The sequence below is a fragment of the Bacillus sp. SN32 genome, from assembly GCF_002837495.1.
Taxonomy (GTDB): Bacteria; Bacillota; Bacilli; order Bacillales; family Bacillaceae; genus Bacillus; species Bacillus subtilis.
This window is the reverse complement of record NZ_PJCT01000001.1, coordinates 316,071-337,070: the sequence shown is the minus strand read 5'-3', so window position 1 is coordinate 337,070 and position 21,000 is coordinate 316,071. Positions and strand designations below refer to the sequence as shown.

At 41.9% G+C, this 21,000-nt stretch carries 21 protein-coding genes and 1 pseudogene; 11 read left to right on the top strand and 11 right to left on the bottom strand.

The genetic code is table 11. From position 1 onward, the window contains the following. Window positions 1–136: 136 nt before the first annotated feature. Together CW370_RS01875 and fdhF are read right to left on the bottom strand one after the other, a co-directional pair. The gene (locus CW370_RS01875; RefSeq protein WP_024573584.1) at window positions 137–697 is read right to left on the bottom strand and encodes a DUF1641 domain-containing protein; all 561 of its coding nucleotides are present in this window, start codon (window positions 695–697) and stop codon (window positions 137–139) included. After that, complete coding sequence (gene fdhF / locus CW370_RS01870) at window positions 690–3,647, bottom strand: formate dehydrogenase subunit alpha (RefSeq protein WP_024573585.1); 2,958 nt, start codon at window positions 3,645–3,647, stop codon at window positions 690–692. Before fdhF ends, CW370_RS01875 begins: the two co-directional genes overlap by 8 nt. 145 nt (window positions 3,648–3,792) lie before the next feature. Here fdhF and CW370_RS01865 point away from each other — a divergent pair, with 145 nt between their 5' ends. Both CW370_RS01865 and CW370_RS01860 read left to right on the top strand, forming a co-directional pair. Further along, window positions 3,793–4,368 (top strand): YjgB family protein, encoded by a 576-nt coding sequence (locus CW370_RS01865; protein ID WP_029946142.1) that lies wholly within the window; start codon window positions 3,793–3,795, stop codon window positions 4,366–4,368. A gap of 100 nt (window positions 4,369–4,468) precedes the next feature. Continuing rightward, on the top strand, window positions 4,469–4,867 hold the full coding sequence (locus CW370_RS01860) for a ribosomal maturation YjgA family protein (RefSeq protein ID WP_024572061.1): 399 nt from the start codon (window positions 4,469–4,471) through the stop codon (window positions 4,865–4,867). Window positions 4,868–4,875: 8 nt separating this feature from the next. Here the strand turns inward: CW370_RS01860 and CW370_RS01855 are convergent, their stop codons facing one another. Continuing rightward, on the bottom strand, window positions 4,876–5,775 hold the full coding sequence (locus CW370_RS01855) for a DUF2268 domain-containing protein (protein WP_024572062.1): 900 nt from the start codon (window positions 5,773–5,775) through the stop codon (window positions 4,876–4,878). A gap of 126 nt (window positions 5,776–5,901) precedes the next feature. On the opposite strand from CW370_RS01855, the gene CW370_RS01850 reads away from it, so the two are divergent. Together CW370_RS01850 and CW370_RS01845 are read left to right on the top strand one after the other, a co-directional pair. Then, window positions 5,902–6,069, top strand: coding sequence for a YjfB family protein (locus CW370_RS01850; protein WP_015252312.1), 168 nt, complete (start codon window positions 5,902–5,904; stop codon window positions 6,067–6,069). A 128-nt stretch (window positions 6,070–6,197) separates the two neighbouring features. Then, window positions 6,198–6,671: a YjfA family protein gene (locus tag CW370_RS01845; RefSeq protein WP_014663593.1), complete on the top strand. Its 474-nt coding sequence runs from the start codon at window positions 6,198–6,200 to the stop codon at window positions 6,669–6,671. 39 nt (window positions 6,672–6,710) lie between these two features. On the opposite strand, the gene pdaC is transcribed toward CW370_RS01845, so the two are convergent. Then, window positions 6,711–8,114, bottom strand: a complete 1,404-nt coding sequence (pdaC, locus tag CW370_RS01840) for a peptidoglycan-N-acetylmuramic acid deacetylase PdaC (RefSeq protein ID WP_003245023.1) — start codon at window positions 8,112–8,114, stop codon at window positions 6,711–6,713. A 253-nt stretch (window positions 8,115–8,367) separates the two neighbouring features. On the opposite strand from pdaC, the gene cotT reads away from it, so the two are divergent. From cotT to CW370_RS01815, 4 genes and pseudogenes are all read left to right on the top strand, one after another. Next, window positions 8,368–8,613, top strand: a complete 246-nt coding sequence (gene cotT / locus CW370_RS01835) for a spore coat protein CotT (protein ID WP_029946224.1) — start codon at window positions 8,368–8,370, stop codon at window positions 8,611–8,613. 122 nt (window positions 8,614–8,735) lie between these two features. Continuing rightward, window positions 8,736–9,725, top strand: a complete 990-nt coding sequence (cyoE, locus tag CW370_RS01830; protein WP_080263040.1) for a heme o synthase — start codon at window positions 8,736–8,738, stop codon at window positions 9,723–9,725. 619 nt (window positions 9,726–10,344) lie between these two features. After that, a pseudogene (locus CW370_RS01820) lies at window positions 10,345–10,674 on the top strand (YjdJ family protein). Between the two features lie 165 nt (window positions 10,675–10,839). After that, on the top strand, window positions 10,840–11,034 hold the full coding sequence (locus CW370_RS01815; protein WP_024572451.1) for a DUF4177 domain-containing protein: 195 nt from the start codon (window positions 10,840–10,842) through the stop codon (window positions 11,032–11,034). 40 nt (window positions 11,035–11,074) lie between these two features. Here the strand turns inward: CW370_RS01815 and ybaK are convergent, their stop codons facing one another. Further along, a complete protein-coding gene (gene ybaK, locus CW370_RS01810; RefSeq protein ID WP_024572452.1) occupies window positions 11,075–11,554 on the bottom strand; it encodes a Cys-tRNA(Pro) deacylase in 480 nt (159 codons plus the stop codon). A gap of 227 nt (window positions 11,555–11,781) precedes the next feature. Here ybaK and CW370_RS01805 point away from each other — a divergent pair, with 227 nt between their 5' ends. Next, window positions 11,782–12,177 (top strand): hypothetical protein, encoded by a 396-nt coding sequence (locus tag CW370_RS01805; protein ID WP_024572453.1) that lies wholly within the window; start codon window positions 11,782–11,784, stop codon window positions 12,175–12,177. A 219-nt stretch (window positions 12,178–12,396) separates the two neighbouring features. Beyond that, window positions 12,397–12,903: a GNAT family N-acetyltransferase gene (locus CW370_RS01800; protein WP_101169461.1), complete on the top strand. Its 507-nt coding sequence runs from the start codon at window positions 12,397–12,399 to the stop codon at window positions 12,901–12,903. A 45-nt stretch (window positions 12,904–12,948) separates the two neighbouring features. Here CW370_RS01800 and CW370_RS01795 read toward each other — a convergent pair whose 3' ends face one another. The 4 genes from CW370_RS01795 to manR all read right to left on the bottom strand — a co-directional run bounded on the left by CW370_RS01795 (window position 12,949) and on the right by manR (window position 18,608). Next, window positions 12,949–13,431: a YjdF family protein gene (locus CW370_RS01795; RefSeq protein WP_080262625.1), complete on the bottom strand. Its 483-nt coding sequence runs from the start codon at window positions 13,429–13,431 to the stop codon at window positions 12,949–12,951. Window positions 13,432–13,600: 169 nt separating this feature from the next. Further along, the gene (gene manA, locus CW370_RS01790; RefSeq protein ID WP_024572456.1) at window positions 13,601–14,548 is read right to left on the bottom strand and encodes a mannose-6-phosphate isomerase, class I; all 948 of its coding nucleotides are present in this window, start codon (window positions 14,546–14,548) and stop codon (window positions 13,601–13,603) included. A 14-nt stretch (window positions 14,549–14,562) separates the two neighbouring features. Continuing rightward, window positions 14,563–16,515 carry a PTS mannose transporter subunit IIABC gene (gene manP / locus CW370_RS01785; protein WP_024572457.1) on the bottom strand — a complete coding sequence of 651 codons (1,953 nt, stop codon included), beginning with the start codon at window positions 16,513–16,515 and terminating at the stop codon, window positions 14,563–14,565. A 146-nt stretch (window positions 16,516–16,661) separates the two neighbouring features. Then, window positions 16,662–18,608 carry a mannose transport/utilization transcriptional regulator ManR gene (manR, locus tag CW370_RS01780; protein WP_024572458.1) on the bottom strand — a complete coding sequence of 649 codons (1,947 nt, stop codon included), beginning with the start codon at window positions 18,606–18,608 and terminating at the stop codon, window positions 16,662–16,664. Between the two features lie 570 nt (window positions 18,609–19,178). On the opposite strand from manR, the gene CW370_RS01775 reads away from it, so the two are divergent. Beyond that, on the top strand, window positions 19,179–19,526 hold the full coding sequence (locus CW370_RS01775) for an Ig-like domain-containing protein (RefSeq protein ID WP_003232839.1): 348 nt from the start codon (window positions 19,179–19,181) through the stop codon (window positions 19,524–19,526). A gap of 159 nt (window positions 19,527–19,685) precedes the next feature. Here the strand turns inward: CW370_RS01775 and CW370_RS01770 are convergent, their stop codons facing one another. After that, window positions 19,686–20,441, bottom strand: coding sequence for an SDR family oxidoreductase (locus CW370_RS01770; RefSeq protein WP_024572459.1), 756 nt, complete (start codon window positions 20,439–20,441; stop codon window positions 19,686–19,688). Between the two features lie 238 nt (window positions 20,442–20,679). Next, window positions 20,680–20,997 (bottom strand): putative quinol monooxygenase, encoded by a 318-nt coding sequence (locus tag CW370_RS01765; protein ID WP_015252322.1) that lies wholly within the window; start codon window positions 20,995–20,997, stop codon window positions 20,680–20,682. Window positions 20,998–21,000: the final 3 nt, after the last annotated feature.

The following is a 21,000-nucleotide window of genomic DNA, read 5'->3' as shown; positions in this document are numbered from 1 at the left end:
ACGGGCCTATGCTGTCATTTCATTTTTCCAAAATCAAAGCTACTTTGTCTTGTTTCTGAATTAGATATTTCATCCTAGTTCCTAAGACTCACCTCATAAAAAAACCCGAGCTGGCTGAAGCCGCTCGGGCAGGAGGTCAATCTCGCTTATTCATTCCTCTTTTCTCTCGAGGTTCCTGATGACGTTTTTGGTGTTCCGGAGGCTGCGTCGTGCGTTCCAGCTCCTTTGTATCTTGTCCCATTCCTTTTAAAAAGGAAAAGAGCAGTGTAATTGATTTGTTGATTTCCGGGTCTTTTAGCGAGCGGATAATATCAAAATAACCTGTCTTTTCTTCGCTGTTTTTCTGCTCTACAGCGCTTGCCACACCCGCATTCACTTTCAAAATGAGAGGCTCCAGCTGCTTCACGTCCAGCATGCCGAGTGTTCCAAACAGAAGAAGCAGATTTTTCAGCGTATTGGCTGTTTCCTCTGTATCTGCCTTTTTCACCAGAATATCAAGAACTTTATCCCCTTGGCCAAAAAGGCCGCGGAGCAACGGCAGGACACCGCGCTCGTTCATATGGCCCAGCATATGCAAGGTTTCGAGAATCGCTTCTTTGTGATCAACTAGAGCATCTTCAATTTCCCGCAAATCATGCTTTCGCTTATCCTCCTCGGTTACCTCGATTTTCTGGATTTGTTTAATCGCTTTAGCCATTATGGCCCATCCCCCTTTTCACGGCGTCACCAGGGAAAATATAATCCTTCCGCGCCCATTTCTTTTGAACCTGCACACCGATTTGCGGCTGCGGATTGCCGTTGCGGTGATTGATCTTAGGCAGCGGGCTGATTCCGTCGTGCTTCAAAATTTCCATCTTGGCCGATGTTTCTTTGTAAGCAGGCGTATCGGTATCCTTATCGGCATGGCTGCCTGTTAACAGGTTGATCGCCGCTTCCCCTGAATCGTTCATTGGCAGATATACTTCCTTCCCTTTGACTCGATCAGTAATCAGGCACTTCACTTTGACATTTCCGAAAGGCGATGTGAGTCTGACGAGGGTTCCGTCCTGAATCCCTCGTTCTGCCGCAAGCTCAGGAGAAATTTCTAAGAACACTTCCGGTGTTTTCTCCGAAATCCCTTTTGATTTGTAAGTCAGATTCCCTTCGTGGAAATGCTCCAAGAGCCGCCCATTGTTGACATGGATATCATATTCCTCACCGAATTCCTCAGGCTCTGTCCACTGGACAGGGTAGAGAATGGCCTTGCCGTCCGGGAAAGGGAAGCGCTCTGTAAAGAGTAAAGGCGAATCCTTTCCATCAGCGTTTACAGGCCATTGCAGGGAATTATAGCCCTCAAGACGTTCATAGGTGACACCGGCATAAATCGGCGACAGCTTGGCTGCTTCTTCCATAATGTCTGCAGGATGCTTATAGTGCCAGTCGGCGCCAAGCTTATTGGCAACCTCCATAATAATCTGCCAATCCGGCTTTGATTCGCCCAGCGGTTCAAACACCTGATACAAACGCTGAATCCGGCGTTCTGTGTTTGTAAAGGTTCCTTCTTTTTCAAGGCTTGGGCTCGCAGGAAGAACCACATCAGCAAACTCCGCTGTACGTGAAAGGAAAATGTCCTGCACCACAAAGAAATCAAGCTTTTCATATGCGGCGTGTACATGATTGATATTGGAATCCACCAGGCCCATTTCTTCACCTTTTACATACATGGCTTTCAGCTGTCCGGAATGGATTTTTTCAATCATTTCGTGGTTGGTCATACCCGGCTCCTTCGGCAGCGGCACGCCCCACGCCCGCTCGTATTTTTGGCGGACTTGTTCGTCCGTCACTTTTTCATAGCCCGGCATTCTGTCAGGCATGCTTCCGAAGTCACTTGCTCCCTGCACGTTATTATGGCCGCGCAATGGGTAAGAACCTGCTCCCGGTTTTCCGTAGTTTCCTGTCACAAGCAGCAGATTAGAGATCGCCGTGCTCGTGTCGCTTCCTCCAATGTGCTGTGTCACGCCCATCGCCCACAATGCGCACACACTGTCAGCTTGCCCGATCATCTCTGCCATTTGGATAAGGGTTTCTCGATCAATCCCGGTTTTCTCCTCAGCATATTCAAGTGTGTACGGCGCGAGGCTTTTTACATATTCATTTCGTCCGTTCACTCTTTCTCTCAAAAATCGTTCATCGGCCTTGCCGTTTTCTATTAAATATTTGGCGATCGCATTCAGCCAGACGATATCCGATCCGGCACGTGGCTGGACAAATAAATCGGAGCGTTCTGCCATTTCGTGTTTTCTGATATCGGCGACGATCACTTTCTGCCCTCTTAGCTTATGAGCCCGTTTAATGCGAGTGGATAAGACTGGATGCGACTCAGACGTGTTCGAACCGATAATCAAAACAAGGTCCGCTTGCGCGATATCTGTAATTGATCCTGAATCACCGCCATAGCCGACTGTCCGGAACAGGCCGGCAGTCGCAGGAGATTGGCAATAGCGAGAGCAGTTGTCCACATTATTTGTGCCAATGACCCCTCTGGCCAGCTTTTGCATAAGATAGGATTCTTCATTTGTACATTTAGAAGATGTAATAAAAGCGAGAGAATCCGGGCCAAACGCCTCTTTTAATTCCGTGAACTTGCTGGCGATCAGCGATAACGCCTTCTCCCACTCTGCTTCACGGAAATGGTCACCTTCACGGATCAGCGGCTTTGTCAGGCGTTCTTCGCTGTTAACGAAATCCCAGCCGAACTTGCCTTTCACACAAGTAGAAATGCCGTTGGCTGGCGCTTCCTCCTGTGGCTCTACTTTCAGAATGTCTCTGCCCTTTGTCCAGACATCAAAGCTGCAGCCGACGCCGCAATACGTGCAGACGGTTTTCGTTTTTTTGATTCGTTCATCGCGCATAGCAGATTCCATATCAGAAATCGCGAGAATCGAGCCGTAGCCTGTCTCTACGCCTTTCGTGATCTCGATCATCGGTCGCAGCGTTTCGTTATTGATGCCTGTTAAATATCCGGCTTCCCCTTCCATTCCTTTTTCCATCATCGCGTTGCACGGACAGACCGTTGAACAATGGCCGCATGACACACATGACGACTCATTGATCGGCACGTCGTTATCCCAAATGACGCGCGGGCGTTTCCGCTCCCAGTCAATGGTCAGCGTTTCAGTTACCTGAACGTCCTGGCATGCCTCAACACAGCGTCCGCACAAAATACATTGATCTGGATCATACCGATAAAACGGATGGGATTCATCCTTATGGTATGGCTTGTGATCAAACGGAATGCTTTGGTGATTGATTTTCATTTCCTTCACCGTATTATGTATTTCGCATCCCCCATTGTTGTAATCGCAAACTGTACAATAAAGCTCATGATTATATAAAATCTTGTCCATCCCGATGACCTGCGCTTTTTTCACGTCAGGTGAGAGCGTATCAATGATATCCCCATCCTTTAATTCAGCGGAGCACGACCTCTTCAGCTCACCATTGATGCTGACGATGCACGTATCACATGTTTCAATCGGTCCTAAGCTTGGATGATAGCAAACTTGCGGCACTTCAATCGAGCTGTTATTCAAAAGCTGCAGCACCGTCTGTTCCTCGGACGCTTCCATTTCAACGCCGTTTATTGTGATTTTTTTCTTGCCAGGCATCTCCATTCCCCTTTCTTGCTTTATATACCGAATTACCTATTTCAGTTCCCTTACAACAACTCAATAAAACATACAAAGCGCACTCACATGTTTTATTGCACTAACACCGGGAAACGGGATGGTAGATCAATAAGGAGGGATCAACATGAAAAAGACAATGTCTGCTATTACCGCTGCGGCAGCAGTAACAAGCTGTTTTACCGGCTTTGGGGCTGCGTCCTTTTCAGCACCGGCAAAGGCCGCAGCTCAAACAAACACACTCCCAGAAAACACGAATCAATCAGCCGCCGAGCTTGTCAAAAACCTCTATAACACCGCCTATAAAGGGGAAATGCCTCAGCAGGCGCAAGGCCTTACCATTAACAAAAGCACAAAAGGGGATGTCCACGCTGCGTTTGGGGAACCGGAAAGACCAGTCGGGGGAGACAATCGATTTGATTTATATCACTGGAATATGGGACAGCCGGGCTACGGATTTTCCTATCATAAAGACATGACAATTTCAGAAATCCGCTACTTTGGAACCGGTGTGGAACGGCAGCTGAATTTAGGCGGAGTTACGCCGGAAGTGCTGCAGAAGCAATTAGGACCAGCAAATCGGGTGTTAACCGTCCCGTTTACCGATGAAATCGATTATGTATATGATACAGGCCGCTATGAACTCCATTTTGTAATAGGCACGGATCAGACAGCCGACCATGTAAACCTAAAAGCAAAATAAACACCCTACGCGGCTATTCAGCCGCTTTTTTAGTGGACAAATAAAAGCTATATTCCTTACAATACAGGGAGATGAAAAAGAGACGGGGTATCAATTCGCAATGAAGCGAAATCGTTGGATATATGCAGTTTTCACCGTACTGATCATTGGGCTGGGGCTTGGATCCAGAGCATTCTCCAGTGTTCTTCCTGATACTCTCAATACTTATCTGGGAGACTCGTTGTGGGCCGCCATGATCTTTACGGGATGCGGATTTCTATTTCGGAAGCTGAAGACAATGATAACGGGCATTATCAGTCTTTCTTTCTGTTTTGTCATTGAATTCAGCCAGCTCTATCATGCCGAATGGATCGACCAGATTAGGGATACTTCTCTTGGCGGGCTTGTACTGGGGTACGGTTTTTTATGGAGCGATATCGAAGCATATACAATCGGAATTGCTACCTGTGCCGCCATAGAACTGCTGGTTTTGGGAATCAAAAAGCGCCGCTGTATGTGACGCTTTTTTCATGTAGAAAACAGCCCGCATTGAGAAAGAATGGTCTTCGCATCCAAACGTGTGGCCTCGCTTATCGTGATATGATGTTGATTCATAAATGACTGAACGGCATGATAGCCAACTGCATAACCCGCAAAAGCCGATAAACCTGCAGGCTTAAAGCCTTGGTCGTTAGCAATTGGATCACCAAACATATAACGGCTGACTTCCGAAACTCCTTTCACATCCAACACCTCATTAATCACATCAATGGAATATTGCAAATCCTCATGATCAAAACGAGTTACCCAAGGGCCCAATCGTTCCGTACCAAACAGCTCTCTGGCGAATGATTCCGCCAATCCTTCAATCACAAGATAATCCCCGACACTTACAGAGTCATGATGAAAATCTATATACGAAAACCGCACATTATGATGAAACTCATGAGCAATAATGGAAGGAATCCTTGGCAGGTTATAACGGTTCGGATTAATCCATACATGAATAAAGCCCGGTATCCCGCCAAACCCGCAGTAGCCTTTTTGCAGCTGAAGCTTATTTGGATCAGCGATATAAAGGCCGAATTTGATCTCCTTTGCATTCACCCGCAGCTGTTCGCGCTCATCAAAAAATATGCATTGCCGAAGTGCAGATTCCGCAGTCTCTGAAACATGTGATTCTTTCAGTATTCGCAGTGCTTTCTGTCCGATTTCAACATCACGGACATCCAAATAGCCAAGCATTTTCGCAGCCATGATCACATCATAGCCGTTTGGCTCCTTCGCTTTCAGCGGAACATGGATGGCGGTCCACATCTTTTCAAACGGCCTCATCATCGTATACCGAAATTCATCTTCTCTTTTCTGTTCTTCCATTGAAAACAGCTTTTCGTATTGCTCAAAGGTCTTTTCCATGACAAGATTCATCCTGATTCCCTCCTTGTCAAAAACATACGATATGCCGCAGCGTAGGGGTCAACAGCGAAAATTAAGCCATTTTTCACTGTAAAATGATACAAAGCCGCCGATAGGTAAGGCATAGGAGGTGGAACGATGGATATTCCTGCTTTATCGGTTGCAATGCATCAAGCATCCCTTGCCCAGAATGTTAATATCGCTTTAACGAAAAAAATGCTGGATACCGCCCAGCAAAATGCCGATCAAACCTTAAAGATGATTCAGCATCCGACTCTCGGACAAACCATTGATGTAAAAGTTTAACCTCACATCAAAGGCGGCCAAGAACTCCATCCTCCCGGCCGCCTTTATTGTTCACAAAAAAGCATGCATGTTTTGATTGTTCCTCCGTATGATTTATTGTTTGCCATATTAAGGAGGTCATAAGGGATATGAAAAGACTGTTTACGAAGGCTTCATTGGTGTTATTTGCAGTAGTATTTGTTTTTGCCGTCAAAGGTGTACCCGCCAATGCGGAAACCCATGCCTACGATGGAAAAAGCCCTTATTACAATGATTGTGCGTCCAGCGGCTCTACAAAAAAATCCTCAAACTTAGTGAATGCCAGCAATCAAGTCATCGGAGTAGTCGAGCTTAAATTCAGCAGTACATGTAAAACGGCTTGGGCAAAAATCACGATGAATAATACATTGACGTCTGGCTTTGAAGCAAATGCGGAGATTACCCGAAACACGGACGGAAAGAGATATAATTGTGATTCTGCAGGCGGCAATGGAAAAGCGGTGGCCGGCCAAAAGTCTTGCTATACACCGATGGTATATGATTTAGATCCAAGGACTTCTTACGCTTTCGGCAAGTATTCAGGACCAAACTTAAATGTTTGGGCCACCACAGGCTCTTATTAAATAGAAAAAAGGCTGTCCGTACGGACAGCCTTTTTTAATTTATTTCGCTTCTCTTTGTTTTTTAACCTCTTCAAGCTGAGAAACTGTCACCAATTGATAGCCTTGATCGGTGAGCTTTTTTATAATTTCATCGGCCGCATCAGCAGAGGTGCGGTAAATATCGTGAATCAAAATGGTTCTTCCATCTCCCGCCTGATTCATGACACGGTCAACAATTGTTTTTTTGTTACGATCTTTCCAATCTTCCGGGTCAACATCCCATAACGCCACATCCATTTTCATTTGACTCCGCAGTTCATCATTAATGCCGCCGTATGGGGGTCTTACAAGCGTCGGACGATATCCGCTTATTTTTTCAATGATGTCTTGCGTATCATTGATCTGCTTTAACGCTTCTTTCACTGAAAGCCTTGTGAGAAGCGGATGGCTCCATGAATGGTTCCCCACCTCATTTCCTTCTTTCAGCATTCTTATTAGCGTTTCCGGATAATATTGAACCCTGCTCCCCAAAACAAAAAACGTGGCATGACCCTTATATTTCTTCAAGGAGTCTAGAATCTGATTTGTTGTCGCAGGATTCGGGCCGTCGTCGAAAGTAAGCGCAATGACTTTTTGATTTGGATCAACCGTTTCCTCTTTGGGTAAAGAAATCACTTCATGCTTCGGCTTTTGTTCTTTGATTTTATTTTTATTTTTTGCTTTATCAATATATTGTTCTTTCAGAATGTCTTTCAAAAGACTTTTCTTAATGGCAATCGATTGCTCTCCAAGATAGCCTGCTGCAACCTGATATGTGTCAAAGTAAAGTTCGATATAATCCTCCTTGATGGCAAAGCGGCTGAAATTTTCTTTTTTCGGAGCCGTCCCTTCCTTTAACAGTGCATCGTCCGCTGCAATGTCCTTATTCTTTTTCAGTTCGTGATAAGCGATTAACGAAAGCTTATGTAAGTAGTCAGCGTCCTCTTTGAAAATATCATCAATGGAAAGAAACGCTTGTTTACTAAAATCATAGTTAAACGTTTTTTTCACGGTTTGCCCGTGTGCCCCGCCGATGTATTTATATTCATTAAATACAATCGCCACTGTCTGTTTGGCATAATGGACAATTTTATAATCAACATTTAATTCGTTGCGTTTTGTCGTATGCTCTTGGTCAACGTCTTTTGTTTCCTTTTGAAATTGACGAACCTCTTTTTCTGCGAATCTTTTTAATGCCGAATCCATTTTTTCATTTTTGAAAACGGGATAGTTAACCGCGTAATTAAAAGTTTTCCCGTCATTCACAAGCGTTGCGATCTCAACATTCCCATATTGAGAATCAGTTCTTACTTTATTCATGACCGTTTCTTTTTTCAATGAATGATTATGGAAAAAGCCGATAAGGCCCACCACACATACAACTGCTATTAATACATGAAACCATTTGATTCTTTTTGCCAACAACAAAAACTCCTTCTTTCGTAGCCATTTCGATTTACTCTTCATTAGTTGGAACTGTATCTATTTAGAAATGATTTTGTAACATTGCAGTAACATTTATTTCACATTTGTAATACTATGAGATTTAGAAGTTCATGTCAATCCTTTTTAAGGAATTTCATCATAAAAAAAACCGAGTTTCATGAATGTACATACACCCAACTTAAGCATCAAGAATATAGTAAAAGGAATAAAAAAAGCTAGGGAGGTTTTCCTCTTGGATTACCCTTTGAATGAACAGCCATTTGAACAAATTACCCCTTATGATGAAAGACAGCCTTATTATTATCCGCGTCCGAGACCGCCATTTTATCCGCCTTATTATCCAAGACCGTATTATCCGTTCTACCCGTTTTATCCGCGCCCGCCTTATTACTACCCGCGCCCGCGACCGCCTTACTACCCTTGGTACGGTTACGGCGGCGGTTATGGCGGAGGATATGGCGGAGGTTACGGTTACTAGTCGCCGCATATCAAAATGGGGGCAGTCCAGCTCCCCATTTTTTTATTTTAAAAATGACAATATCATGACAAATATAGGAAATAATTGTGATTCCGTCTCCCTCTTGTTACGATAACAAAAGCATGCAGTTTTGGGGGAGGCGTCTATTTTTGGAGAATACAAGGGATTCTGCAGCCATATCTGAAACAAAATACATAAAAGCTTCAAACCAGGTAACCATTTACGATTTTATCAAACTTGCAAAACCCGGCATTATCATATCAAACTCGATAGCAGCCTTCGGCGGGTTTTGGATCGCGTTTGCAAGCGCAGAAAAAACGTTAACCGGCATGGCTTTTTTGATGACAATGGTGACAGCAATGTTGGGAACCGCGTTTGTGATGGCTTCCGGCACTGTCTATAACAACTATTTTGATCGGCATATGGACGCAAAAATGGTACGCACTCGCAGCAGGGCCTCGGTCACAGGGAAAATGCCGCCAGCCATGATCTTAACATATGGATCTGTTTTAGGAATCACAGGTCTTGCCATGCTTTATTCCCTCAATCCATTAACGGCCTTTCTCGGACTGGCCGCCTTTATTTTTTATGCGATCATCTATACGGTATGGGTGAAACGAACGTCTGTGTGGAGCACATTTGTCGGGAGCTTCCCAGGAGCTGCGCCGCCATTGATGGGGTATTGTGCCGTAACCGGTGACTTCAGTATGACAGCAGTGCTGTTGTACACGATTATGTTTCTGTGGCAGCCGCCGCATTTTTGGGCGATTGGGATAAGACGCAAAGAAGAATATCGTGCCGCTGGCGTTCCGCTCTTGCCAGTAGTCAAAGGCAATCATGTAACAAAAATAAAAATGATGCAATATATTGCCGTCCTGGTGCCGGTCACGCTATTATTCCCTTTCTCTCTCGGCACCGGCCATATAAGCCCATTTTATTTCTTAGCCGCCTTGGTTCTCGGAGGCATATGGATCAAAAAAAGCATCAAGGGATTCAAAACAGACGATGACGTGAAGTGGGCAAAGGATATGTTTGTCTACTCGCTTATTTATTTTTGCTTGCTGTTCTTCATCATGATGATCGATTCATTTATGATGTTTCTGATCAGATGATGCAAAAAGAGCCACACATTAATGTGACTCTTTTTTGTTTGGAAAAACAGCATCTAATAGAAATGTCACGGCAAAAAACACAACCATGCAAATCAAAAATCGTATAATCTCACTCAAAATCCAGCTATCAGCTATGCGCATACCATCGGTTTCTCGGAGGGTTGCGCATATTGAAAAAATCATGAGTATGTTTTTTAGGGTTTCTTTGTTCATAAAATACCATCGCTTTCTCGATAGGATGACTTAAAGGCAATGAGATAAGTCATCAAGATATAAAATGTGTCGCATCGTTGCATGTTTTGATTGAAAGAAATCATTGTTTTTCTGCCAGCCAATTGTAAAGCTCAGGCAAATAGATGAAAACCGTTTCTGTGAAAAAGCAGATCTAATCGAATGCTTCTATACTCTCTCCACAAATAAAAAATGCTAAGAAATACATTTGTTTCTCTAATCTATAAACCCGCACTCTTTTTCCATCATCAGGTATTATAAGCCAAAAACAAACAAAAAAATAGACTTGCGTTTGAGTTGTATGAAAGTGAAATTGCAAGAATAACCCATACGGTGATAATATATTGTTTGATTTTCCCATATTCATAGATTTGGAGGTCATATAAAAGTGAAGGGAATATTTTTAGTTGTTCAGCTTGGATTTTCTATTATGATATTTCTGTTTTTAGCTGCTGTTAATTGGTAACAAGGAAGCGAGCTTGTTTCAGATCGATTTGATTGGAACTATACTGCTAAACTCTCAAAACTGCTAAATGGAATTGATGCCGTCAGCAGCCCCAAACAAATTTCACAGCTTGATTTTTTCATCTACTCCGCTAAACACTACCCTGTTATGAGTGCGTTAATGATCATCTCCTTCTTCTATGTTCTGGCCGCTCTTTTTTTACTTATATACTCAGTCAAATGCAATAAGCAAGAGATTCATTTAGACTGCTGACCCGGTAAAATTCGTTTTTATAGCCCCTTAACTCTTCCCAGATGCATGCAGGCATCAGGCATAAATGTATTTGTTTAGTGAGTGAAATATACTTTCGGACCTTAACCTAGGTTTTCGGAACTTCTTGCTCAATTATACGTATACCTTAATAGGAGGGATCAAACGATGAAAGAATATGAATTCGTAAGAGTTGAGCTGAGTACGATGAGAAGAAGGCCTAAAGAAGACTACCAGCAAATCATCCATGATTATGCGAAAAGAGGCTGGAGATTCGTTCAGATTTTCGCTCCCAGTATAGATGGGTATGGGGCAGCTGCTTATTTTGAAATCATATTTGAAAGAGATACGGAAAAAGCTTAATCGATATGACTAAGCTTTTTCGTTTCCCCTATATCTGCATCTATACAATTTTTGCAAATGCGGCATCACATGATTTGGCTAAATCTTGTGGCGCCAACTTTAGCTGCATACCGATTTTCCCTGCACTGACAATGATAAAATCAAGCGTTTCTGCAGATGCATCAATATAGGTCGGGAACAATTTTTTCATGCCAATTGGCGAGCAGCCGCCGCGAAGATAGCCAGTTACCGCTAATAGCTCCTTCATTGCAATCATTTCTATTTTCTTTTCCCCTGTCACCTTTGCTGCCTTTTTTACATCTAACTCTTCTGCAACGGGTACAACAAAGACATAATAATGATTTGTTCCTGCTGCTGCAACCAACGTTTTATATACATATTTCACAGGATAACCGATTTTTTCCGAAACAGAGATGCCATCTACAGGCTGGCCGTCTGTTTTATACCCTAATACCTCATAAGAGATGTTCTGCTGTTCTATCAGACGAACCGCATTTGTTTTTGCCATTTTTTTCGCCATCGTTTTCACCCACTATCAAAATGATGTATGTCTAACTTCTTGCAGTAATATGTAAATGCTATCATCCTAACCTGCATTTTCAAGGTTACTAGCATTGAACAACGAAAGGACAAATTGATTACCTTGGACACCTATAGCCCATTATTAGTCTACATGGAACAAAACAGGAATGAACAAATAACTCCCACATACAATTTGTATGAATGGAAAATAAAGGAGTGGTTGCTTTGTATCATTACTTTTATGGCCCTGCGTTAATTCCTTACTTTTCACATACTCATAACCCTCAAAGAAGTCCAGACTTTTCAGAAAGACAACGAAGAAGAGAAATCACATTGAATGTAGATGGCTTTGTCCCCCCATCTTCCACCGAAGATCTTGGAGACGGCTTTTATTCTTACGCATGGACGAACCAACAGGTCATCAATCCAGGTGAATACTTAGTTTGTCATCTAGAAGGAAGAGATATCAACGTGATAAATGGTGGGTTCACTCCGCGCGATACTGCTCCATTGTATGCGGTAGCAAGCTTTCCAAGACGAAGAAACCAATGGGTCATTATCATTCATAATCCTGTGCAAACCCAAAGAGCCATATCGCTTTATTTGATTGCGAAAAGGTAGCACAACCATGTTATCAGAAACCCTGCATTCAGGAACAGAAAAACGGGTAGGTACACATTAACATCGGCATTTTCCTACCCGTTTTTGGTCTGGGCAAACTCTCACCTGTCACTCTTTCAATTCCCCTCAATTTTTTCATCTTTCTCTACTGCCAAGGTATCAGAGAAAATTGTTATATGTTATCATTGTTCCCAGTAAAAAGAAAAGAGGATTAGATATATGGTTCTCCTTGAAACGAATCGATTACGTTTAAAAACGATTGATATTCCCCTTCTTGACGCCGCGTCTAAACAAGATCATCAGGCTATCAAAGACTTAGGTTATGAAACAAATGGTGAATGGCCAAATTCTGATTTTTTTGAAGCGATACCTTATTTCCGCGAGATTTTAGTCAAAAACAATGGAACAAAAGGATTTGATTCATGGATTATTGTAAAGAAGGACAGTCATGAAATTGTTGGGGGAACTGGATTTTTAGGTGACCCAGACGAAAATGGCATGATTGAAATCGGTTTTGCAACAAATAAAAGTCATCGCCGCAAAGGTTATTGTGTGGAAGCCGCCCAAAAACTAATAAACTGGGCATTAAGCCAAGAAACAGTAAACCGGATCACCGCAAGATGCGAACATGATAATCTAGGCTCACAAAAAACCTTGGAGAAGTTAGGGTTTATATTGGATCATAAATCAGCGGATTATATGCATTGGATATATGTTACAAAGTAGAGTCCTTAATTACAAAAGCAGGCACTGCGCCTGCTTTTGTTTGGATTATTTACCTCTGTGCTTCTTTTTCGCTTTTTGCTTTTTGAGCATATACCTTTGCTCTTTTACATGTTCTCGTTGTTCTTTCATAATTTGTTTTTTCTCTTGCTTTCTTGCTTCAAGCTCTAGCTTTATCGCCTCTTGAGCTTTAGAAGCTACTCCGGCGTTTTTCAACTCTTTTGAAACCTGGCGCTGCAATCTTTTTGGATTGATCTTTTTTTGACGTCTGCCTTGTAAACGAACTCCTTCCTGCTCAGCTTGGACCATCATATTCAAAAGTTGGTTATGAACAAACTCTAATACTTCAGAATCCCTCGGCTCTGTGCCAAAAAGATGACGAAAGGCTCTTAGCTTTCCATTGTTCACAACTTCAACAACGCCTACCCAAAACTGACCATCATAGTAAACCGTTAATTTCATAACGATTCCCTCCTCATAAAAGATATTAAAGAATGATGGACATCCCGAGGAGGGGAAGGTTACTGACATGATCAATCATGCATCCGGACTACCAACCGAATCGTGTTTTTTCATTCTTTACCATATACAGAAAAGAGTGTAACATTTCTTCTCCAACTATTAAACTCTTATTTTAGTTAGATCATTGCTGGAGAATAGGAGTCTTCACTCGCAAATTTATTTCTCAAGCCCTGCCATGTTACAGATGGGAGACGATACATTCTGCATATCCTTCGAGTTTAAATTCTCCAAGATCGTGAGGCAGCAACATATGATCTCCTTTTTTGAAAGGATAGACATACTCACCAGAGATCATACGGCCCTCCCCTTCAATCACACTGATAAGAAGGAATGGTTTTTGCTGCTTTAAGCTTGCTGATCCTGATAAGTTCCATTTCCCCACCGAAAAGTAAGCGCATTCAACTAATGTCGTTGTAAGCAAATCCTCGATTTGTTCATGGTGAACTGTATGCCGCTCTGGAATAGACGGGACTTCTATCACTTCGATGCTCTTTTTCAGATGAAGCTCGCGCAGCTTGCCTTCTGCATCTTTTCGATCATAATCATATAATCTGTAGGTTGTGTCTGAGTTCTGCTGCGTCTCTAAAGCAAGAATTCCTTTTCCAATCGCATGAACAGTACCGCTTGGCACATAGAAAAAATCCCCCGGCTTTACCTTTACACGGCGCAAGAGCTCATCCCATTCTCCACGCTCTATCATGGTAGTTAGTTCTTCCTTTGTTGTTGCATTGTGGCCATAAATAATCTCGGCATCTTTTTGGCAATCAATAATGTACCAGCATTCTGTTTTTCCAAGCTCGCCGTTTTCATGTATGTTGGCATATTCATCATTCGGATGCACCTGAACAGATAAGTCCTGGTCAGCATCTAATATTTTTGTAAGCAGAGGGAAACGGTCCCCTTCAAGCTGTCCGAATAAATGTCTGTGATGTTCCCATAATTCGCTGAGCGTGAACCCCTTATACATTCCGTTTTGAACAACGCTTTGACCATTTTGATGCGCGGCAAAAGCCCAGCACTCTCCTGTTCGTTGTGACGGAATGGTATAGCCAAAATCAGCTAAAGCTGTCCCGCCCCAAATTCTTTCTTTGAAAACAGGCTTGAAAAATAACGGTTCAGTCGTCATGAAAATCCCCCGCTTTATTCGATTTCTTCTAGCAGCTTGTAGGCTTCTTCTGTTGTTTGCACGGAGAGCAGCCGCTCCCTATAATTGTCATCCATAAGCTTTCGAGATAGCATCTGCAGTATTTTGAGATGCTGGTTCCCCCCGCTCTCTTTCGGTACAGCAATCATAAAGATTAATTTAGCTTCTGATCCATCCAGGCTATTCCAATCAACGCCTGATCGTTTGATCCCAAAGGCAACACTCGGCTCCCTGACCGCCTCAGACTTTCCGTGCGGAATCGCGATATTCATGCCAATCGCCGTTGTTCCCTGTTGTTCACGATTCAAAATGGCTTGTTTAAACCCGCTCTCTGAAAGCAGCGCACCTCTTCGGGACAATTTCTGAATCAATTCATCTATGATGTCATCCCTCGTTTCCCCCGATAAATTTGGTTCAATTAATTCCGGGCTGATAATGTCTGTCAGTTTTTTAAATTCCGACATCTCAGCTTTTTGGCTTTGAATTGGCTGCTTTATTTCATTTGCTGCCGCAGCTTCACTTGGCGCGGAGGGCGGTGCAGTTTCACTGAGCACAGGAGGCGCCGTAATATCCTTTTTTAGTACATTGACGAACAGAGCAGTGACAAGAGATCCTGCAATCACAGCAATAAAAAACATCAAGACATGATCAACTGCGCCAAGCACTGCAACGATAGGTCCGCCGTGCGCCACTCTGTCTCCCACATTGCCAATCATCGCTATCACAGAACCTGTCATTGAGCCTGCCATAATACTTGGAATGACGCGCAGAGGGTCCTGCGCCGCAAATGGAATCGCTCCTTCAGTAATGCCGAAGAGTCCCATCGTAAATGCCGCTTTCCCCATTTCTCTTTGAGATGCCTCGAATTTTCTTTTTCCTAAAAACGTCGCAATGCCAAGGCCAATCGGGGGAATACAAATGGCGACAGCAATTGGTCCCATAATTTCATAATTTCCTTCTCCAATCATTGCCGATCCAAACAGAAACGCCACCTTATTTACGGGACCGCCCATATCAAATGAGATCATCGCCCCTAAAATCAATGCCAGAAGGATCGAGCTCGACCCTTTCATCCCCGCCAGCCAAACTGTTAAAGAGGCGAAAATTTGAGCTACAGGCGCACCGATCAAAAACACAAACGCTAAACCTACAATCAGTGATGCAAACACCGGAATAATAATAATTGGCATAATCGGCTGGATGGCTTTTGGAACTTTTAATTTCTTTATCCAAAGTGCAGCATATCCGGCCAAAAACCCGGCAATAATCCCCCCGAGGAATCCGGCACCGCTTGCGCTATCATAAAAACTTCCAGTCGCCGCAATATAACCGCCGATCATCCCTGGCACAAGCCCCGGTTTATCAGCGATGCTATAGGCGATATAGCCGGCTAAAATCGGAATCATAAATGAAAATGAAGCACTGCCGATCTGTTCAATCGTTTTCCAGAAGGAATCATCCGGAATAACTAAGCCTTTAGGTGTTTTCTCCCCTCCAAGCGTTAATGCAACCGCTATCAATAATCCGCCGACAACAATGAAAGGAACCATAAATGAAACGCCGTTCATTAAATGACGGTAAATTGGATTTTGTTTCTTCTCCTGATGATTGACGGATTCCGATTTTAAAGCGGAACGATAGACCGGTATATCCCCGTTAAGAGCTTTTTGAATCAATTCTTCCGGTTTGCGGATGCCGTCCTGTACCCCCACAGACAGCAGTTTTTTGCCTATAAACCGGTCTTTGTTTACCGAGCGGTCTGCAGCAATAATGATTGCGTCCGCTTCGCGAATTTCCTCTTCGGTTAGCTTATTTTCGACACCAATTCCCCCCTGGGTCTCAACTTTGATGCTAACGCCCAGTCTGTCAGCAGCTTTTTGCAGATTTTCCGCTGCCATATACGTATGGGCGATTCCATTCGGACAAGATGTAATCGCTAACAGTTTCATAGGAAACCTCCTTAAAGTGTGAATAATAAGATCTTGTCTCAACTGTATACCGAAATCAGCTCATTAAAATCGCTTTTTTTACCATAGGTTCCGGTAATAAAGGCATTTTTCCCTATAACAAAAAAAGCAAGGAATAATCCCTGCTTTTAATAATCCAAATGAGATAAAAATGTCATGACATTGGCTTCTTTCGTCAGCTTCTGGACGAAGACCGGCTGCTCGCTAAGATATGAAAGCTCGCTAAACAGCTGCTTTGTCATGGTTTGATCCTCGTGTTTGACAGCCAGCATAAAAACGAGCGAAACTTTTTCATTTCCCCATTCAAGCGGCTCCTTTAATGTGGCAATCGCGATTGCTGATTGTTTAATAAATTTAGCGTTTGCATGAGGAATGGCAATGCCTGACCCAATATTTGTCGCCGACATTTTTTCCCTCATCACCGCATGAACCGCATAGTCCTTATCAACATAGCCTTTCTCAAACAAAGCTATCGCCAGCTGTTCGATTAACTCGTAGCGATGCTCCGCCTCCTGCTGCAAAAAAACCAAAAAAGGAGTCGTATTGTTCAGCATTTGAAACGTTTTTTGTTTTTGGCGGTGTGATTCGCCCAGCTGACGTATAAACGCACTTAATTTCTTCTCTTCGCCAGGCTCTAAAAGCGGAGACACAACAATATGGGGAACCGTTATATTCTCCAGCGCAATGGTGGATATGACAAGATCAATATCCTCATGCTTTTTGATATAATCCTTTAAATCGGCCTTTGCAATACAGGCCATTACAGCGATTTGATGACATTTCCGTTCAATTTTTGTCCGCAGCAATTGTGACATCCCAATCCCCATGTGGCAGACGATAATCGCCTTTTTATGTGTCTCGCTGCTGCACTGCATCCGTTCGATCGCTGCCTGAAAATGCAATGTCAAATATGCTGCCTCTTCCTCAGGAATATGAAGATCAAAAGTTTGATTGATATCTTCCAAAACATCAATGATGAGGTGGAACAAATAAGGGTACATCTTTTTGATGTCATTGAGCATAGGATTTGCTACAGAAAGATCGTAGCTCAGCCGTTGTAACACAGTATTGAGATGAATGTTCAAACCATTGATCAAATCCTGATCCTTATGAAAATCCATCATTTTCAGCTCTGAAACACGATTGATTAAATGCCCTACAACCTTAGGAAGCACAGCATTTTCAAAGTTCTCTTCTGTTTGCAATGGATAACGAACTTTACCGCCCAATATATGTAATGTTAAGTACACGGCTTCTTCTTCAGGAAAGCGGATTGCAAAAACCGGTTCGAGCCGTTGTAAACAAGCAAATGTCCATTGATATTCTTTCTTCTTTTTTACTGCCGCCATTTCTTTTGGGGACAATGAAATCGGCTGCTTCATTTTGATGCGGCGGACCATTAACAATGTATGCAGCAGCAAACTTTCAAACGTTTCGTCTGTGAAATAGAGGGAATGCTTTTTTTGCAATGATTTGATTTCTTTCGTCACAAAGTCTACTTCATAATGTAAAAACTTACTTTTAATAAATTGGCTGGTAAACGCTGTATTGTGGATCAAATCAGATATTCTTGCCAATGCCTTTCTTTTATTTCTTTCGTTCCCTTCAACCTTTAATCCAAGCCGCTGCCTAGAAACCAGTGTGAGATCAAAACGCTTCAGCCACTCTTCTACTGCGTATAAATCCTTTTTAATGGAAGATCGATTGATAAAATGCCGAGCGGCAATGTCTTTTGCGGAAACAGGCTTCGGATTCATTAATAAGTCATAAGCAATGTGCAGCATTCTTTCTTCATCGCTCCGCTGCCTAGAAGAAAAATGTTCAGTATGTAATTGTTGGCTTAGCCAGGTCCTTTCCTGTTCTTCTATATGTAAATAAACGCCCAACCCTGGTTTTCGAATAAGCTGTGCATGAGAATGCTCATTGAGATAATCCTCGATCACTTTCAAATCATTCCGGATTGTTTTTTCAGAACACTGTACCCTATCTGCGAAATCTTGCACAACTAAATAGTCATCAGGTTCAGATAACAACAGATACAAAATCTCTTTTTGTCTTGTATTTATGTATTCCATCTGTTTTTCTATCCTTCCTGTCAGTGTCTACTTGAGCAAATTGATAGTATAAGTATACTATATAAGAAACCGTTTACATTATAAAATAAAATCATAGAGACAAAAGTTTTGTTTTTTACCGAAGCTTCCGGAAAAAAGCGATTTTTATATTCTTTGAGTTTGCTATGTAATGTATTTTTTATCGTTATTCAGCAGAAATTCATAAAAATACTCCAATTCTTCACCTATTTAGAACGAAGATTTTCTAATGTATGAGTACGAAAGTAAGAACATGATGAAGAAAAGTGATTTGGTATCTTCGGGGATAAAGTGCAGGTAACAAAATTCCCACACGCTCAACAAACTAATAACCATCAAATGTGTGCTATTAACATTTTAAGGATGGCCATTCTCTCTCAGCAATTTTCAATGATAAATACAAACTCTGTGCAGGGCACACAATGCACACAATAGTCTTAGCTCAAATCAATTGATCGTTCACACATTATTAACATTTATTTACAAGGAAAATAATTACTTTTATTGAATTGTTATAGTGCAAGACAAAAAACTTTAAAGGAGTGTTTCAAAATGAATTTCAAAAAAACTGTTGTTTCTGCTTTATCGATTTCTGCGTTAGCTCTGTCGGTCAGCGGGGTAGCTTCAGCTCATGAAATAAACTCCACACCTACTGAAGTAAAGAACATTTCTATTTCACCTACACATGTTATCAAGATTCAAGACTATAATTTACCTCTAAAAGTTGGAGAAACCTATTCTGTTAAAAATAATTCAGCTACTCGTTATTGGACTGATAACCAAAAAGTTGCTGAAGTCGATCAAAATGGTTTAGTGACGGCTAAATCAAAAGGAAAAGCCACGATTACTTTGTTTAAAGGTACTGCAGTATTCGGAAAAGTATATGTAACGGTTTATTAATCTCTTATCCGCCAGATTTTCTGGATGCAAAACATGCATGAATAAAATAAGGTCCCCCTCTAAAAAGAGAAGGGACCTTATTTTATTTCAATTGCGCTTCAAGTTTAGATTTAGTTTTGGGAATACATCATACATTGTTGTATATTGTGTTTCATTAGCTTAGCCCCGAATAAATCCACCTTCTGAATGAATAATTTGTCCAGTTATCCATTCAGCCTCATCACTTGCAAGAAAAGCAATCATTCGTGCTGCATCATCTGGTGTGCCAATACGCCCCATTGGAAATTTAGGTGAAAGAAAATTTCTTATTTCATCTGTCATCCATGTAGAATCTGTTGGACCTGGGTTTACAGCGTTAACAGTGATGCCCAATGGTGCAAGTTCTTGTGATAACGACCTAGTAAAGGTAGAAATAGCTCCTTTAGTAGCTGCATACGCTAACTCCCCAGCCAAAGGACCTAAATCCTGCCCTGATGTCATATTGATGATTCTTCCTGATATTAAATTAGATTTTTTAAACCGACGGGCGAATTCAACACAAAGAAGAAAATTCGATCTCATATTAACCGCATAATGCTCATCAAGTGATTTAGCATCTAACGATACATAATTATCACTTGCGGAATGAGCTGCATTATTAATAAGGATGGAAGGATATCCTAATTCATCTGAAATTTTTTCATGTATTGTGAATGCAGCATGTGTATCTGATAAATCAATTTTCATTGCCTCACAGCGGACACCCATATGTAAAATTTCTTGTTGAAATTCTTCTATCCAGGCCGCATCAGAATTCCAGTGAGTAAAGAAGATATGTATACCCTGTGAGGCTAATTTACGACAAATAGCCGTACCAATATCCCCTTGACTGCTTGCTCCTGTAATTAGTGCAATTTTTTCTTGAGAATGACTCATTATTTTAACCTCCAATTTATACGGAGTATCTCCATTATGATGGTAACAAGTTATCCAAAGAATATAATCCTTTAAATCAAAGAGAGCTGACTTTGAATACATTTTAAAATCAGCTCAAAAAAACATTTTCGTCTCAAAAAATATTAAATAGAAAAAAATAAGAGTTGGACAACAATTTACTACTTAATCACAAGTGGCTGACTCTAAGTCATTGAATGTCTTTTTTTTAAAGAGCCTTTCAATCATTCACATTGCTTTTCATTAACCATTCTACTTCCGTTAATTCTTGTTTTTGAACGTCTATTGTGTGTTTTTTCGTGAAATGGGTTTTCACAGCTTCTTCGTTTTCCCAAATCTCCCAAAGCATTATTTTACGTTCTGATGGCTCAAGCGGATAAGCATGGAATGTAATACACCCCTCTTCTTTGTTCGTTTCTTCCTCAAGTTTTTTGAATTCCTTCATTATCTCATTAAGGTCTTTATCACTGATGATTTTTAAACATGCCGTTATGTAATGCATCGAAATTCCCCCTCCTATCATTTTATGGCTTTTCATTAT

Coding starts and splice junctions, on each gene's coding strand:
- CW370_RS01875 (WP_024573584.1), bottom strand. CDS start 697: ATGGCTAAAGCGATTAAACAAATCCAGAAAATCGAGGTAACCGAGGAG.
- fdhF (WP_024573585.1), bottom strand. CDS start 3,647: ATGCCTGGCAAGAAAAAAATCACAATAAACGGCGTTGAAATGGAAGCG.
- CW370_RS01865 (WP_029946142.1), top strand. CDS start 3,793: ATGAAAAAGACAATGTCTGCTATTACCGCTGCGGCAGCAGTAACAAGC.
- CW370_RS01860 (WP_024572061.1), top strand. CDS start 4,469: ATGAAGCGAAATCGTTGGATATATGCAGTTTTCACCGTACTGATCATT.
- CW370_RS01855 (WP_024572062.1), bottom strand. CDS start 5,775: ATGAATCTTGTCATGGAAAAGACCTTTGAGCAATACGAAAAGCTGTTT.
- CW370_RS01850 (WP_015252312.1), top strand. CDS start 5,902: ATGGATATTCCTGCTTTATCGGTTGCAATGCATCAAGCATCCCTTGCC.
- CW370_RS01845 (WP_014663593.1), top strand. CDS start 6,198: ATGAAAAGACTGTTTACGAAGGCTTCATTGGTGTTATTTGCAGTAGTA.
- cyoE (WP_080263040.1), top strand. CDS start 8,736: ATGCAGTTTTGGGGGAGGCGTCTATTTTTGGAGAATACAAGGGATTCT.
- CW370_RS01815 (WP_024572451.1), top strand. CDS start 10,840: ATGAAAGAATATGAATTCGTAAGAGTTGAGCTGAGTACGATGAGAAGA.
- ybaK (WP_024572452.1), bottom strand. CDS start 11,554: ATGGCGAAAAAAATGGCAAAAACAAATGCGGTTCGTCTGATAGAACAG.
- CW370_RS01800 (WP_101169461.1), top strand. CDS start 12,397: ATGGTTCTCCTTGAAACGAATCGATTACGTTTAAAAACGATTGATATT.
- CW370_RS01795 (WP_080262625.1), bottom strand. CDS start 13,431: ATGTCAGTAACCTTCCCCTCCTCGGGATGTCCATCATTCTTTAATATC.
- manA (WP_024572456.1), bottom strand. CDS start 14,548: ATGACGACTGAACCGTTATTTTTCAAGCCTGTTTTCAAAGAAAGAATT.
- manP (WP_024572457.1), bottom strand. CDS start 16,515: ATGAAACTGTTAGCGATTACATCTTGTCCGAATGGAATCGCCCATACG.
- manR (WP_024572458.1), bottom strand. CDS start 18,608: ATGGAATACATAAATACAAGACAAAAAGAGATTTTGTATCTGTTGTTA.
- CW370_RS01775 (WP_003232839.1), top strand. CDS start 19,179: ATGAATTTCAAAAAAACTGTTGTTTCTGCTTTATCGATTTCTGCGTTA.
- CW370_RS01770 (WP_024572459.1), bottom strand. CDS start 20,441: ATGAGTCATTCTCAAGAAAAAATTGCACTAATTACAGGAGCAAGCAGT.
- CW370_RS01765 (WP_015252322.1), bottom strand. CDS start 20,997: ATGAAAAGCCATAAAATGATAGGAGGGGGAATTTCGATGCATTACATA.